General features: G+C 56.7%; 14 protein-coding genes. 9 read left to right on the top strand and 5 right to left on the bottom strand.

Annotation, left to right across the window (positions count from 1 at the left end; genetic code table 11):
• Positions 1-125: 125 nt before the first annotated feature.
• The 9 genes from rplK to M3668_RS02680 all read left to right on the top strand — a co-directional run bounded on the left by rplK (position 126) and on the right by M3668_RS02680 (position 9,184).
• On the top strand, positions 126-554 hold the full coding sequence (gene rplK, locus M3668_RS02720) for a 50S ribosomal protein L11 (protein ID WP_251379272.1): 429 nt from the start codon (positions 126-128) through the stop codon (positions 552-554).
• Between the two features lie 137 nt (positions 555-691).
• Positions 692-1,387 carry a 50S ribosomal protein L1 gene (rplA, locus tag M3668_RS02715; protein ID WP_251379271.1) on the top strand — a complete coding sequence of 232 codons (696 nt, stop codon included), beginning with the start codon at positions 692-694 and terminating at the stop codon, positions 1,385-1,387.
• A gap of 157 nt (positions 1,388-1,544) precedes the next feature.
• Positions 1,545-2,552: an ABC transporter ATP-binding protein gene (locus M3668_RS02710; RefSeq protein WP_251379270.1), complete on the top strand. Its 1,008-nt coding sequence runs from the start codon at positions 1,545-1,547 to the stop codon at positions 2,550-2,552.
• 263 nt (positions 2,553-2,815) lie between these two features.
• Positions 2,816-3,325, top strand: a complete 510-nt coding sequence (gene rplJ / locus M3668_RS02705; RefSeq protein ID WP_251379269.1) for a 50S ribosomal protein L10 — start codon at positions 2,816-2,818, stop codon at positions 3,323-3,325.
• 119 nt (positions 3,326-3,444) lie between these two features.
• The gene (gene rplL / locus M3668_RS02700) at positions 3,445-3,822 is read left to right on the top strand and encodes a 50S ribosomal protein L7/L12 (protein ID WP_251379268.1); all 378 of its coding nucleotides are present in this window, start codon (positions 3,445-3,447) and stop codon (positions 3,820-3,822) included.
• Positions 3,823-4,029: 207 nt separating this feature from the next.
• Positions 4,030-5,505 carry a glycoside hydrolase family 32 protein gene (locus M3668_RS02695; RefSeq protein ID WP_251379267.1) on the top strand — a complete coding sequence of 492 codons (1,476 nt, stop codon included), beginning with the start codon at positions 4,030-4,032 and terminating at the stop codon, positions 5,503-5,505.
• Between the two features lie 147 nt (positions 5,506-5,652).
• Positions 5,653-6,213, top strand: a complete 561-nt coding sequence (locus M3668_RS02690; protein ID WP_251379266.1) for a PTS sugar transporter subunit IIA — start codon at positions 5,653-5,655, stop codon at positions 6,211-6,213.
• A 212-nt stretch (positions 6,214-6,425) separates the two neighbouring features.
• A complete protein-coding gene (locus M3668_RS02685; RefSeq protein ID WP_251379265.1) occupies positions 6,426-8,372 on the top strand; it encodes a sucrose-specific PTS transporter subunit IIBC in 1,947 nt (648 codons plus the stop codon).
• 167 nt (positions 8,373-8,539) lie between these two features.
• Positions 8,540-9,184, top strand: coding sequence for a GNAT family N-acetyltransferase (locus M3668_RS02680; protein WP_251379264.1), 645 nt, complete (start codon positions 8,540-8,542; stop codon positions 9,182-9,184).
• 4 nt (positions 9,185-9,188) lie between these two features.
• Here M3668_RS02680 and M3668_RS02675 read toward each other — a convergent pair whose 3' ends face one another.
• From M3668_RS02675 to moaA, 5 genes are all read right to left on the bottom strand, one after another.
• A complete protein-coding gene (locus M3668_RS02675) occupies positions 9,189-10,199 on the bottom strand; it encodes a LacI family DNA-binding transcriptional regulator (protein WP_251379263.1) in 1,011 nt (336 codons plus the stop codon).
• Between the two features lie 89 nt (positions 10,200-10,288).
• Positions 10,289-11,521, bottom strand: coding sequence for a molybdopterin molybdotransferase MoeA (locus M3668_RS02670; RefSeq protein ID WP_251379262.1), 1,233 nt, complete (start codon positions 11,519-11,521; stop codon positions 10,289-10,291).
• A 24-nt stretch (positions 11,522-11,545) separates the two neighbouring features.
• Complete coding sequence (mobA, locus tag M3668_RS02665; RefSeq protein ID WP_251379261.1) at positions 11,546-12,142, bottom strand: molybdenum cofactor guanylyltransferase; 597 nt, start codon at positions 12,140-12,142, stop codon at positions 11,546-11,548.
• Positions 12,143-12,144: 2 nt separating this feature from the next.
• Positions 12,145-12,411: a MoaD/ThiS family protein gene (locus tag M3668_RS02660; protein ID WP_251379260.1), complete on the bottom strand. Its 267-nt coding sequence runs from the start codon at positions 12,409-12,411 to the stop codon at positions 12,145-12,147.
• 1 nt (position 12,412) lies between these two features.
• Positions 12,413-13,576 carry a GTP 3',8-cyclase MoaA gene (gene moaA, locus M3668_RS02655; protein ID WP_251379259.1) on the bottom strand — a complete coding sequence of 388 codons (1,164 nt, stop codon included), beginning with the start codon at positions 13,574-13,576 and terminating at the stop codon, positions 12,413-12,415.
• Between the last annotated feature and the right edge of the window lie 55 nt (positions 13,577-13,631).

The raw sequence follows: 13,631 nt of genomic DNA, 5'->3' as shown, positions 1-13,631 counted from the left end.
TACTAAGATATAAGTTTGTGTGTGCACCTACGCTTGGTGCCTCCACACAGGCGACCGCGCCACGGCCGCCACCGGCCGACGCATACTCCTGTGCGCCGGTACACCAGCTAAGAAAAGGACCAAGAATGGCTCCCAAGAAGAAGGTCTCAGGCCTCATTAAGCTGCAGATCCAGGCAGGCGCTGCTAACCCGGCTCCTCCCGTTGGCCCCGCACTCGGTGCGCACGGCGTCAACATCATGGAATTCTGCAAGGCATACAACGCTGCAACTGAATCACAGCGCGGCAACATCATCCCCGTAGAAATCACCGTTTACGAGGATCGTTCCTTCACCTTCATCACCAAGACCCCTCCCGCAGCGCAGCTCATCAAGAAGGCAGCTGGCGTTCCTAAGGGCTCCGGTGTTCCCCACACCCAGAAGGTCGGTTCACTCAACATGGACCAGGTGCGCGAAATCGCACAGACCAAGATGGATGACCTGAACGCTAACGACCTTGATGCAGCATCAAAGATCATCATGGGCACCGCACGTTCAATGGGTATCACCATCGACTAATCTCAGCCTCTCGCTGAGACGAGGCTACCGCCTCACCCAAGACAAATTATTAGAAGCCTAACCCCGGCCACGGGGAAGGCAAGTGGCAGAGCCGAGCGCGGCTCATAAGAGACCACACCTGCAAAGGAGAAAAGCAGATGGCAAAGCGCAGCAAAGCGTACCAGGCAGCTGTAGCAAAAATCGACGCGGAGAAGCTTTACGCACCCGCAGAGGCTATTGCAGTTGCAAAGGAAATCGCAGCAGAGAAGCCCCATTCAACCGTTGAGGTTGCACTGCGTCTGAGTGTTGACCCCCGCAAGGCAGACCAGATGGTCCGCGGCACCGTAAACCTGCCCAACGGCACCGGTAAGACCGCTCGCGTGGTTGTTCTGGCTGAGGGCGAGAAGGCTGCAGAAGCTGAAGCAGCTGGTGCAGACTTCGTTGGTTCAGATGACCTCATCGCAAAGATCGCTGGCGGCTGGGTTGACTTCGACGCAGCGGTTGCTACCCCCAACCTTATGGGCAAGGTAGGCCGCCTGGGTAAAGTACTTGGTCCCCGTAACCTCATGCCTAACCCCAAGACTGGCACCGTGACCATGGACGTCACCAAGGCTGTTAACGACATCAAGGGCGGCAAGATTGACTTCCGCGTTGACCGTAACTCCAACCTGCACTTCATCATCGGTAAGGCTTCCTTCACCGAGCAGCAGCTGACCGAGAACTTCGAAGCAGCTCTTGAAGAGATCAACCGCCTGAAGCCCTCTTCGTCTAAGGGTCGCTACATCTCAAAGGTTACCGTTGCAACCACCTTCGGCCCCGGCATCCCCGTTGACCCCGCGACCGTAGCTGCATAAGTCTAGTTTTCTAGTCTTAGCCTTTGAGGCAGGCTTTCCGCTCAGGCGGGGGCCTGCCTTTGTTTTGAGCTAGTCATCGTGCACCTTGCCGCCCAACGTGCCTCTTAGGGCTGCACAGTCGTCAATAAGGTGCACATGCTCGGGGATAATAGAGACCATGAATCAACCAGGACTGCACCTAACCGGTATCAGTAAAAACTACGATGGCACCATCGTTCTAGGCGGTCTTAACCTATCTTTGCCTGCCGGTCAGATGCTAGCCCTGCTGGGGGCTTCTGGAGCCGGTAAATCTACTCTGCTTCGTCTTATTGCAGGGCTGGAAGAGCCAGATTCAGGCGTCGTCAGCTTCGCTGGGCAGGCTATAGAGCCGGGCCAAACTGCCCTGGTCTTTCAGAAACCCGTGCTCTACCCCCACCTGAGTATTGAAGAGAATATCCTTTTTGCCTTTCGCCTCAAAAAGTCTGCACCTTTAGACAGGGAGCATTACAGCTCTCTGGTGCACACCCTGGGGTTGGGAGACCATCTGAAGAAGAAACCCACTCAGCTATCGGGCGGGCAGGCACAGCGGGCAGGTATCGCCCGCGCTTTGGTGCGGCTCACACCGGTGGTCCTCTTCGATGAGCCGCTTTCAAGTGTCGATGAAACAAGCAGCGCCAGTATTCGCTCTGATGTGCAGCTTTTGCATACGCAACTAGGTTTTACCGGTATTTACGTCACCCACGACCAGAATGAAGCCCTCCAGATGGGCCAACGGGTAGCGGTTTTATCGGGCGGACGTCTAGCCCAGGTGGGCACCCCAGAGCAGCTTCTGGCGTCTCCTGCCTCTGCGGAAGTAGCTCACCTGGTGTTCCCTCTTTACAACTCGTTTGATGCGCTGCTAGCGGGGCGGGCCGTCCGCGCGGGACTGAACGCCTTTGCTTTTTCACCCGGTCATCAGCTGGGGAGCCTCACCGCTGTAGTCCGCAGCAGCTGGCAGCATACAGCTGGCCTACGGGTAGAAATAGAGGTTGTTCAGGATGCTCTGGTCACTACTGATGCAGGAGAACTTACTATCCCTGAGGGCACCGTACTGACAGCCCTGCTCACCGGAAGCCGGCATGTGGAGACGGGGCATCGCCTTAATGGGGAAATAGACCCCGCTGGCCTTCATCTCTTCTCGGCATAAGGTTAAAGAACGTGATTAAGCCCGCTTAAGGATAAAAACAGCTTGCCTAGCCGCCGTAATCCGTGGTTAGATGGAGTAACCAAAGACCGCCGGTCTGTGCCTTCTTCACGGAAGAACACGGTAAGGGCTCACAAGGAGCCACCTGCGTAGGTGCCGATAAAACAATACTTACTAGGAAATTTTCTGGTCTGTATTATGCCTCGATGCCTGCGCGTCGGGGCATTTTTTGTTAGCCCGGCGGGATAAGAACTGGAAGGAACACCATGGCAACACAGGAAAAGATTGCTGCTGTTTCCGAGCTCAAGGAACTCCTTGAAGCTTCAAACGGCGTAATTCTCACCGAGTACCGTGGTCTCACCGTTGCGCAGATGAAGGATCTTCGTCGCGCGCTGGGCACTGAGACCGAGTACGCCGTGGTAAAGAACACTCTGACCGCTATCGCGGCCAAGGAAGTTGGCATCGACGCATTCGATGGCCAGCTCCACGGCCCTAGCGCAATCGCATTCATCAAGGGAGACTTCATTGATGCTGCGAAGGGTCTGCGTGACTTTGCCAAGGCTAACCCCCAGCTGATCGTTAAGAGCGGTTACTTCGAGGGCGAATCCCTCGACGAAGCTGGTATCAACAAGTTTGCAAGCCTCGAATCACGCGAGGTACTTCTTGCAAAGGTCGCAGGCGGCGCGAAGGGTGCAATCGCTAAGGTTGCTCGCACCGTTGACGCTCTGCGTATCAAGCTCGAAGAGCAGGAAGGTGCTGCACCCGAGGCTGAGTAATCACCCGGTTGTCTGTCACTTTTTATAGACTTTTGGCCCCATATGGGTCAGCATAATTTTCAAGCTCGCAGGCTGAAAAATTTAGGCTTGCAACTGAATTAAAAGAAGGAGCCAATCTCATGGCTAAGCTTTCAATCGAAGAACTCATTGAAGCATTCAAGGAACTATCACTCGTTGAGGTTTCAGAATTCGTCAAGGCATTTGAAGAAGAATTCGACGTAACCGCTGCAGCTCCCGTTGCTGTTGCTGGTGCCGCTGGCGGCGAAGCTGCTGATGCTGAAGAGCAGACCGAATTCGACGTTATCCTCGAATCAGCTGGCGATAAGAAGATCGGCGTTATCAAGGAAGTTCGTGCACTGACTTCACTCGGCCTGAAGGAAGCTAAGGACCTCGTTGACTCAGCTCCCAAGGCTGTCCTCGAAGGCGCTTCCAAGGAAGACGCTGAGAAGGCTAAGGAAGCTCTCGAGGGCGCAGGCGCAACCGTTACCCTCAAGTAAAGTTTCTAACTTTTCTTATCTTTGGCGCAGGGGCGGCACTCCTTTCGGAGTGCCGCCCCTGCGGCATTTAAGGCAAAATGTGGCCACTGGCTAGGGCTGAGCTAGAGGGGGCGCGCTGTAGGCTAGGTTGTAACAATCGTTTGACAGATACGGGCCACTTTTTCTTTTCTTTGAAAGAGCCTGGCCCGCACCAAGGAGACCAGTCCCGTGACAAAGCCCGGACGTCCTGACGCCGCCGACCTACTGGCAGCGGCGGAAGAAGCCTACCAAGACCACCACGCAACCGTTCTTGCTGACCCTGACTACCCGGCACTACACCTTGCACCCCCGGTAGGCCGCCTCAATGACCCTAATGGGCTGATCTATAAAGACGGGGTCTACTACGCCTTCTACCAGTACTCACCGGTACACCCCACCCGCGCCGTCTTCTGGCGTCAGGCCACCAGCACTGACCTCACTCACTGGGAAGATCGTGGCACCACCATCGCCCCCACGGACTGGTTCGACAAGAACGGCTGCTATTCCGGTTCCGGTTTTGTGGGCGAGGGCGGAACCCTCGAATTCTTCTACACCGGCAACGTCAAAGATGAGCAGGGTAACCGTGAAGCCTACCAGGTGCTGTTTACCTCAGAGGATGATGGCGCCACCTTCACCAAGCAGCAGGTGCTGATTGATGGCCCAGAGGCTGGCTACACCGCTCACTACCGTGACCCCCATGTCTTTGAACGCGATGGACACTTCTACGCCGTTATCGGTGCTCAGCGGGAGGATGAAACCGGTGCCGTAGTGCTTTACCGCTCCACCGACCGCCGCACCTGGGTCTTCGCCGGCGAAATTTCCTTTACCGACCCTGCTCTGGCAGATATGGGCTACATGTACGAGTGTCCGGGGCTGATTCAGCTGCGTGACACCGACGGTCAGCTCAAGGACGTTCTCATCTTCAGCCCTCAGGGCATGGAAGCAGACGGGGAGAAATACAACAATATCTTCCAGACCGGCTACCTGGTGGGCACCCTCAACTTTGATACTCTGCTCTTCACAGTCGAGACTCCCTTCACCGAGCTGGATTCTGGCACCGAATTCTATGCCCCGCAGTGCTTCCACGGGGTAGGAGCAGACGGTTCTCACGCAGTTTTGCAGGGCTGGCTGGGTAATGCTGACCAGGATGATCAGCCCTCCTGGGAAAACCACTGGGTACACATGCAGACCTACCCTCGCACCCTGACCCTGCGCGGTGGGCAGCTACTGCAAAACCCTGTGCGCCAGCTTGATAGCATACTGGATCCAGCGCCTGTGACCCCGGCGCCCGGTGGAGAAATTGTTGAAGCTAAGGATGCTCGTGTCTTTAGGCTACGGGGTACCGTGAGGGTTGCAGAGAGCCCTGCCCATATCACGGTGGAAGACGCCGCCGGGCAGGCTCTAGACATCACCCTAGATGCTACCGGTGCCGCCCTTTCCCGGGCAGGTTCCCGCTACACGGTGGGGGGCACTGACCGCCGCCGAACCTTGGGAGAAGCCGCAGAACGTACCTTCGATTTACTCATTGACGCCTCAGCTACTGAGTTTTTTGTTGACGGAGGGACCGCTGCCTTTGCATCCCGGGTTTATTTCACCGGTAGCAAGCGAACCGTCCGGGTGCAGGGGGCGGTGCTCTCGTTAGAATTCGCTCGACGCGCGGAGTAAACCCCTCGTGGATGCCAGGCGAAACTTTTGTTACTTTATGGCAAGTGTTGCCGGGTAAAAAACTGCAATCCTTTTATCAGTAATGATAGTGTGACAGAAGATACCGCATAGGCGGTAGCTCACAAACCATAGAAAATGAGGTGCACCGTGGCAGGCTTTTTCAAAAAACTCTTTGGCGGTAACGAGCAGGCAGAGCCTGCGCCAGTACTACCGGCTGAAACCCCTGCGGTGCAGACCGTAGCTCCTAATGATCTCAGTGCTCCCCTGGGAGGCACCGTGGTAGAGCTGTCGGGCGTATCTGACCAGATGTTTGCTTCCGGTGCCTTGGGCCCCGGTGCGGCAATCGAACCGGTCAGCGGCACCGTAGTAGCACCTGCCGATGGCATTGTAACGGTCGCTTTCCCCACCGGTCACGCCTTCGGCATCCGTACCACTGACGGTCTAGAAATCTTGATTCACGTAGGCTTTGACACCGTTGAGCTCGATGGTAAGTTCTTCAACGCTAAGGTTGAAAAGGGAGCCACCGTCAAGCGTGGAGACGTGCTGGTGGAGTTTGACTTAGAAGAGGTCAAGACAGCGGGATACCCTGTTACCACCCCGCTGGTTATTACCAACGCTAAGGCCGCCATCTCATCGGTGCAGGCGCTCAACGTGGGCAGCCAGGTAGCCGCAGGCGATGCTTTCCTCGCCGTAGAACCTAAGGGATAACCCCATCACTAGTTATAGGGATATATAACCTGCACATAAGCGCCGCACCCTTCTCAGAAATAGAAGGGAGCGGCGCTTTTTCGTTTCTGTCATAACACTGCCTGAACCGCGCTAAAGATGCTAGTATGTCAAACGATTGGCATATTATCTGGCTCACATCACCACACCTGCCACCAGGTTGACCTCGGTGGCTCATACACCAAGGAGACGGCATGGATCATCAATCCGTGGCTGAACGCGTGCTGGCCAACGTCGGCGGCGTTCATAACATCCAGGCAGGCGCCCACTGCGCCACCCGCCTGCGCCTCGTGCTCAAAGACCCTAAAGCAATCAATCAAACTGCGTTGGATAACGATGACGATATTAAGGGCACCTTCCAAAACGCTGGCCAGTTCCAAATCATTGTGGGCCCCGGCGACGTCAATGAGGTCTATAAGCACCTTGTAAACAAGGGGATGAAGCAGGCATCCAAGGATGAGCTTAAGAGCGTGGCGGCGTCTAAGGGTAACCTGGGCACCCGTTTCCTCAAAACCGTCTCCGATATCTTCTTGCCCATCATCCCCGTGCTGGTAGGCGCGGGTATGCTCATGGCGCTGAACAACGTGTTAACCTCAAAGGATCTCTTCTGGGGTGAAGGCGCAGCTCCTCTGGTTGAACAGTTCCCCTCTTGGGCTGGCTTCGCAGAAATCGTTAACCTACTTTCGGCAGCGGCTTTCGCCTTCCTGCCTGTGCTGGTAGGCTACTCGGCTACCAAGGTCTTTGGCGGTAACCCCTACCTGGGCCTCACCATGGGAGCAGCCATGGTCTTCCCATCCCTGGTCAACGGTTACAACGTGGCCGCTGCCCTCGAAAATGGCACCATGACCTACTGGGATGTTTTCGGCCTCCAGGTGCAACAAGCAGGCTACCAGGGCACCGTTCTTCCTATTCTTTTCGTAGCGTACATTCTTGCTAACGTCGAGAAGTTCTTCCACAAGATTCTCAAGGGCGTTATCGACTTTATCTTTACCCCCACTCTCACCTTGCTCATCACCGGCTTTATTACCTTCCTAGCTGTTGGTCCCGTGATGTTCAAAGCCGGTACTATGCTGGGTGACGGCATCAACTGGCTGTACACTACCGCTGGCCCTGTTGGCGGTTTCCTCTTTGGTCTTATTTACTCACCTATCGTGATTACCGGCCTGCACCAGTCCTTCCCGCCCATCGAGCTCATGCTCTTCGATAACGGCGGCTCCTTTATCTTCGCGACTGCTGCAGTTGCTAACGTAGCCCAGGGCGGTGCAGCACTGGGCGTTTACCTTTCAACTCGCGATGAAAAGCTCAAAGGTATCGCAGGCGCCTCAGCGCCTTCAGCATTCTTGGGTATTACCGAACCTGCTATCTTCGGCATTAACCTGCGTTTGCGCTGGCCCTTCTACATCGCGATGGTTTCTTCTGCAATTGGCTCAACTATCATCGCCTTGCTGGGTGTTAAAGCGGTGGCTCCCGGCGCTGCTGGTTGGATTGGCTTTGTTTCCATCGGTACTCAGTATGGTGCTGGCTGGCCTGGCTTCTTCCTGGCCGTAGCAGTTTCAACCGTTCTGGCAACCGCTGCCACCTTCATCTACGGCAAGCGGGTAGCTGCTAAGGCTACCGTTGATACCACCGCCGCTCCTGTGCTTGCGAGTAGCACCCCCGGTTACGAGCTGACCTCCCATATGAAGGGATCTGCCCTGCCCCTGGCCTCTGTCTCTGACCAGACCTTTGCCTCTGGCGCGCTAGGGCCCGGCGTAGCTGTTGAGCCCACTGAAGGCAAGCTCTACGCACCTGCAGACGGTACAGTTACTGTCGCTTTCCCCACCGGTCACGCTATCGGTATGCGCACTGAACAGGGCGTTGAACTGCTCATGCATATCGGCTTTGATACCGTGGAGCTCGACGGCAAGTTCTTTACCCCCAAGGTAGAAAAGGGTGCTGAGGTCAAGCGCGGGGATGTGCTGGTGGAGTTCGACATGGACGCCATCGCCGCTGCAGGTTACCCTCTGACGACTCCTTTGGTCATTACCAATGCCAAGAAGTCTATTGGTTCAGTAGAACTGGCGGTTGCTCCCAGTAGCACTGTTGTATTAGATGACATTTTGGTCGCAGTAACTGCCCCCAAGCGGGTTCCTGCCTCCTAGATTTCACCGCCAGAATTACTTATTTACCGGTAAAGAACTGGGCCCGGCTGTACTACAAGCCGGGCCCAGTTTGTTTTTTGCGCGTCATGCCCCTAGCACGGTCTCTCGGTGGATAATTAGAAATATTTACAGGATTACGTGCACCTTGAGAACCAGAGGAAAGAACCATGGCAGAAGAAAACCGCTATACCTTTACCGTCCGTCAGGCAACCGAAGATGACTGGCCAGGCGTCATCGACGCTCTCACGAGTGCTTTTGAGCATGACCCGGTGATGAACAACGTCATGGGAGGTGGTGGCAAAAGCCAGAAGGTGCGGGACCTCTTCGGCTTCCAAATCCATCACACCTATGGCCCTAAGGGCACCATTGATGTGGCAGTGACCGAGGAAGGCAAGATCTTGGGCGCAGCTCTCTGGCTCTCTGCGGAGGGGCAGAAAGGCGGCTTGATGGATGAGATCAGGTCACTGCCCGAATATGCAAAGATTCTAGGGCCGGGTCTACTACGAGCCGCTATTGTCGATTTAAAACTTCTCGCCGCGCGGCCCAAGTTCCCTCACTGGCTCCTTTACACCATCGGTGTGCATGAGGACGCTCGTGGGCACTCCATCGGTTCTCATTTGCTCGATTTCCGCCGCTCTCAGCTGGGTGAGCTACCTGCCTACCTAGAAGCATCCACTTATCGCAGCGCCAAACTTTACGCCCAGCACGGTTTTGTGGAGCTCTTCCGCTTCAAGAGTGGTAAGCCGGTTCTGGGGATGTTGCACCCGGCGCCGGTCACCCAGGTCTCCAAAAATAACCTTGCCGGGCGCTAGAAAGCTAGTCTAAAGAGACCCGGTCGGGCTGTTTCTGGCGCAGTGTGCTCCCCTCGTATACGTTGACCGGTAGGACGTCAGCCCCGTCCAGATCATCCTCCTTCCCTGCAATAGCGTGGAGTAGGCGCGCAACTGCGCGCTGGGCAATCTCATCGATAGGTTGCATCACGGTGGCTAGATGGGGGAGCATAGCGCGGGTATAAGGAGCCCCGTCAAAACCAATCACCTGTAGGTCCGTGGGAACTTCTAGGCCCAGCCTCTGGGCACAGCTGAGTACCATTGCCGCGTATATATCGTTAGACGCAAAGACCGCATCGAGGGTGGGGTATTGGTCGAGATAGCTGGCAATCATTTCCATTTTGTGGGCGTGGGGAGTATCAAACCCCAGTTCGAGAGTGCGGCCTGTAATGCCGTGTTCAGCCAGGGCATCACGGTAGCCTCGCAGTCGCAGGTTAACCTCAGACGCAGTTGAAGTGATGTGTACCGGCTCTTTCGCACCGCGTTCTAGCAGTAGAGAAGTAGCCCGGTAACCGCCGTCGTAGTTATCGCAGCGCACGTTAGGAGCCTTGCCCGTTTCAGCACGATCGATGGTGACCAGGGGTGCACCCATGAGCGGGAACTGGGCCACCAGCTGGGAATGAGCGCCGGTGATGACGCCGTCCACCTGGTTGGCTAGTAGCATGTCAAGGTAGCGCTGTTCAGCTTCTGGTCGGTCCCCACTGTTACAAAGGATGGTTTTGTAGCCGGCATCCGCGAGGTGGGACTCCAGACGGTAGGCCATTTCACCGTAGAAGGGGTGGGCAACCGAAGGAAAAACCAAACCGATGAGCTGGCTCTTGCGGCCTTGCAAAGAACGGGCGATCGCGTTGGGCCGGTAGCCCAGGGTTTTCATTGCTTCGAAGACGTTGGAACGGGTTTTTTCTGAGAGGTAGCCGCGGTTATTGAGCACACGGGACACCGTGGTGGGAGAAACCCCCGCAAGTGCAGCAACATCACTGAGTTTGGGCTGAGACATGTGTCCCTTGGCTGATAGATAAAAAATGTACTTCTTCAGTATAGGGGCGTGCCGAGAGCGTACGGGAGTATGGCGGCACCTTCATCTGCTTAGACGGGTAGTCCCAAAAATTGGCAGTTTTTTTCTGCCTCTGCGCCTTCAGGAGGAAGCAGTGCCAGCGCATCAGCTGAAGCGAAGCCGGTCAGCATGTGGGAGCGGGTTTTATCTTGTGGAGTGAGACGGACGCCCCCCGGTGTTACCTCGATGGTCACGGGTATCAGACGCAGATCTTTTGTGCTGTAACCGGGGACCGCTGCGGTGAGGGTTCCGGTGGGTAACTGCGCTAGTGGTTGACCGAAGATACCGGCAAGGACGGCGGGCAGGTAAGAGTAAAGGGCGACGTGGGCTGCTAGGGGGTTCCCAGGCAAGCCTAACACCAGGCGTCCGTCCGGTAGGAGGGCGGCGAGCGCCGGGTGGCCGGGGCGGATAGCTACTGATTCGAAGATGTAGGTAGCACCTAGTTCTGTTAGGACGCGGCGTACCCAGTCTACGTCTGAGGTGCTGGAACCGCCGGTGAGCATGAGGATATCGGCGGCTGTGTGGTCCAGCCAGTGGTGGAAGTTTGGGGCGCTGTCCTGCAGACGAACCGTAGAGGTTACTCTGGCCCCGAAAGATTCAATGATGAATGGGAACTGGGGCGAGAAGGCGTCGCGTACTTCGCCCGGGCCTGGCAGACCACCGGTGATGATTTCGTTGCCGGTGTAAGCTAGCGCCACGGTGGGTTGGGTATAGACCGGCAGGCTATCGAAACCCAGAGTTGCCAGTGAACCGATATGGCGGGCACCCAGGCGGATACCGGCTGCTAGCACCGTGGCTCCGGCTGCTAGTTCTTCACCGGCGCGGCGAATATCGTCGCCAACTGCTGGTTGCTGGTGAGGGGATCTTTCAAAGAAGTGGGGGAGGGCTTCAATCATAGCCAGGTCGCCGTCATTGGACAGCCGGGCATGTTCTAGCCTGAGCACGGCGTCCGCACCGGGTGGCAGGAGCCCACCGGTCAGAATAGGGGTGGCCTGCCCTGCCTCAAGTGGCACGGTTTTACGGTGGACGTTCTCGCCGGGTTGGGATTCTTGGCTTGCAAGCAGTTGCCAGGGGCCCCGGCCGGCCAGAGCATAGCCGTCCATAGCAGAGGAATTATAGTGGGGCACCGGTAGCGGACTCTTCAGGGGCTCCGCTAGAACCCTGCCGATGGCTGAAGACAGCGCTACCCGCTCTGTGGCAGCTGCATGCAGGCTACCTTCAGCGTGCAAAAGGGTGCGGGCATCGAACCAGGAAACATGCTGCATAGGGTTCCTTAAGAGTGGGAGAAGTTAGGCGGACGGTGCGGTGGACGTATCGCGGGTGTAGCCACTGGCCTGGGCCTGTTGCCAAGTGTCCACATCGGCAGTTAGCTCTGAGGTGAGCTGCACCGGCTGGGGGGACAGGGGTGCTAGAAAGCGGCGCACTGATGCGTTGGCGGTATCACCGGCAAAAGCCTGCGCCAGCTGGTCGGTGCGGTAGATACCCAGCAGGGGCTGGAAGGTTCCATCGGCAACCCCCCAGAACCCCAGGGTCTCGGGGGTAGCTGAGGTCGCCGCCTCAGTCAGTTGTTCAACGGCACCTGCGACCCCGGGAACATCCACCGACAGTAAGAGCGTCCAGGGTGCGCGATGCTGTGCCAGGGCGTCTAAACCCGCGCTAATAGCGGCAGCGGGGCCAGAGAAGGCCGGCTCTTCGCGGGTCAGTAACACACCTGATGGCAGGGGTAAGTCTGAGGGGCCAACGACCACACGTGCAGCAGCCGTACCGGCAGCGTCCAGAGTGGACGCCAGCAAGGTCTGTTGCCCGTTGGAGAGCAGGGCTTTGGGTACACCGCCCAAGCGGGAGGAACGCCCACCTGCAACAATCAGAGCGTTAAAAACGAGCACGTTTACCCGCCGGCAAAAGGAGGCAGAACGTCAAGACGCTGGACGTCCTCCAGCGATGCATCTGCCGGGGAAGCCTGCCCGTCGAGCAAGAAAGAGCACTGGGGCAGAATATCTGCCAGACTCTGGCCTGAGGGGGTGGTGCCGGTCAATGTTTGTCTCAGGTGATCGAGCAGGGCTGCCAGCGTGGGTTCAGGTAACTGAGAAATCTGGCACTGGGTTTCTGCCGCACCGGCAGCAGCGCGTGCCGCTGCAAAAAAATGAATCTGCATTTTAGCCTCCGATAGCGCTCATACTGCGAGCGGGTTGCTGAAAATCTGCTGACTCAAAACCGGCTGAGTCTTTGCCGTGAGCCTTGGGCTTGCCCCACATGGCATCGCGCCAGATCTGTGCAAACTCCTCATCGGTGATGCCGGCTCTGAGCGCTGACAGAAAATCGGTTTCTGTCAGCGAGAAGAGGCAGGATCGAATCTTACCGTCTGCGGTAATGCGAGTGCGGGTGCAAGCGGAGCAGAAAGGCTCGGTCACCGAGGCGATAATCCCCACCTGGCCTAGTGCCGGTGCATCTGTTGTCTCGCTGCCTTCAAGCGCGGCCTGGGTATCGGTAAAGGTGCCCTTGGGGTACACATTCCATAACTGGGCTGGAGACGAACCCCGCGGCTTCTCAAAGGGTGCCAAATCAACGTCAGCCAGCAACTTCTCACGAATCTCACCGGCAGTAATCGTGCCCTCGCGGGTCCACTGGTGGTCAGCATCCAGAGGCATCTGCTCAATGAAGCGCAACTGGTAGTTACCGGCAAGAGCCCATGCTAGAAGCTCCCCACCTTGGCTGTCATTGATACCGGGCATGAGTACAGCGTTAATTTTAATGGGGTGCACGCCTGCTGCCGCTGCGGCATCCACACCCGTCAGTACCTCCGCCAGTTTGTCCCTGCGGGTCAGCTCGGCAAAGGTCTGAGGGCAAATGGTATCGAGAGAAACGTTGATACGGGAAAGGCCGGCTTCTTTAAGGGCACCCACCTTCTTTTCCAACCCAATACCGTTGGTTGTCATAGAAATCGGCAGGTTGGGGTGGGCACGGTGGATCCGCGAAATAATATCGACCAGATCTGCACGTACCAGCGGCTCACCACCGGTAAAACGTACCTCTTCAACGCCAAGTAGCCGAACGCCAACATCAGCAATACGGAAGATTTCCTCGGCACTCATGAGGCTGGCACGAGGCAACCAGTCTAGACCCTCTGCGGGCATGCAGTATTGACAGCGCAGATTGCACTTATCTAACAGTGAGATACGTAGGTCACTAGCAACTCTGCCCCAGCGGTCAGCTAACCCTCCGCGGGTGGGCGCGCCCGGAGTAGAGGATCCCCGCCTAACAACCGGGATGCTGGCCCCCAGGGGGACAGACCCGGTAGAAGCATTGGATAAGTGTGCCATACCTGCGCTTTCATAAATCTGGTATTGAGAATGTAAAATAAAGCCTAGCTAAACT

It is taken from the genome of Rothia sp. P100 (genome assembly GCF_023712425.1).
Classification (GTDB): domain Bacteria; phylum Actinomycetota; class Actinomycetes; order Actinomycetales; family Micrococcaceae; genus Rothia; species Rothia endophytica.
The sequence above is the reverse complement of the archived record's forward strand: the minus strand, read 5'-3'. Positions and strand labels throughout refer to the sequence as shown.

What these genes read in the sequence shown, in the direction of transcription:
- M3668_RS02675 (WP_251379263.1), bottom strand. Translation starts at nt 10,199, where the DNA reads ATGTCTCAGCCCAAACTCAGTGATGTTGCTGCACTTGCGGGGGTTTCT.
- M3668_RS02685 (WP_251379265.1), top strand. Translation starts at nt 6,426, where the DNA reads ATGGATCATCAATCCGTGGCTGAACGCGTGCTGGCCAACGTCGGCGGC.
- moaA (WP_251379259.1), bottom strand. Translation starts at nt 13,576, where the DNA reads ATGGCACACTTATCCAATGCTTCTACCGGGTCTGTCCCCCTGGGGGCC.
- M3668_RS02710 (WP_251379270.1), top strand. Translation starts at nt 1,545, where the DNA reads ATGAATCAACCAGGACTGCACCTAACCGGTATCAGTAAAAACTACGAT.
- rplL (WP_251379268.1), top strand. Translation starts at nt 3,445, where the DNA reads ATGGCTAAGCTTTCAATCGAAGAACTCATTGAAGCATTCAAGGAACTA.
- M3668_RS02670 (WP_251379262.1), bottom strand. Translation starts at nt 11,521, where the DNA reads ATGCAGCATGTTTCCTGGTTCGATGCCCGCACCCTTTTGCACGCTGAA.
- rplA (WP_251379271.1), top strand. Translation starts at nt 692, where the DNA reads ATGGCAAAGCGCAGCAAAGCGTACCAGGCAGCTGTAGCAAAAATCGAC.
- M3668_RS02660 (WP_251379260.1), bottom strand. Translation starts at nt 12,411, where the DNA reads ATGCAGATTCATTTTTTTGCAGCGGCACGCGCTGCTGCCGGTGCGGCA.
- rplK (WP_251379272.1), top strand. Translation starts at nt 126, where the DNA reads ATGGCTCCCAAGAAGAAGGTCTCAGGCCTCATTAAGCTGCAGATCCAG.
- M3668_RS02680 (WP_251379264.1), top strand. Translation starts at nt 8,540, where the DNA reads ATGGCAGAAGAAAACCGCTATACCTTTACCGTCCGTCAGGCAACCGAA.
- rplJ (WP_251379269.1), top strand. Translation starts at nt 2,816, where the DNA reads ATGGCAACACAGGAAAAGATTGCTGCTGTTTCCGAGCTCAAGGAACTC.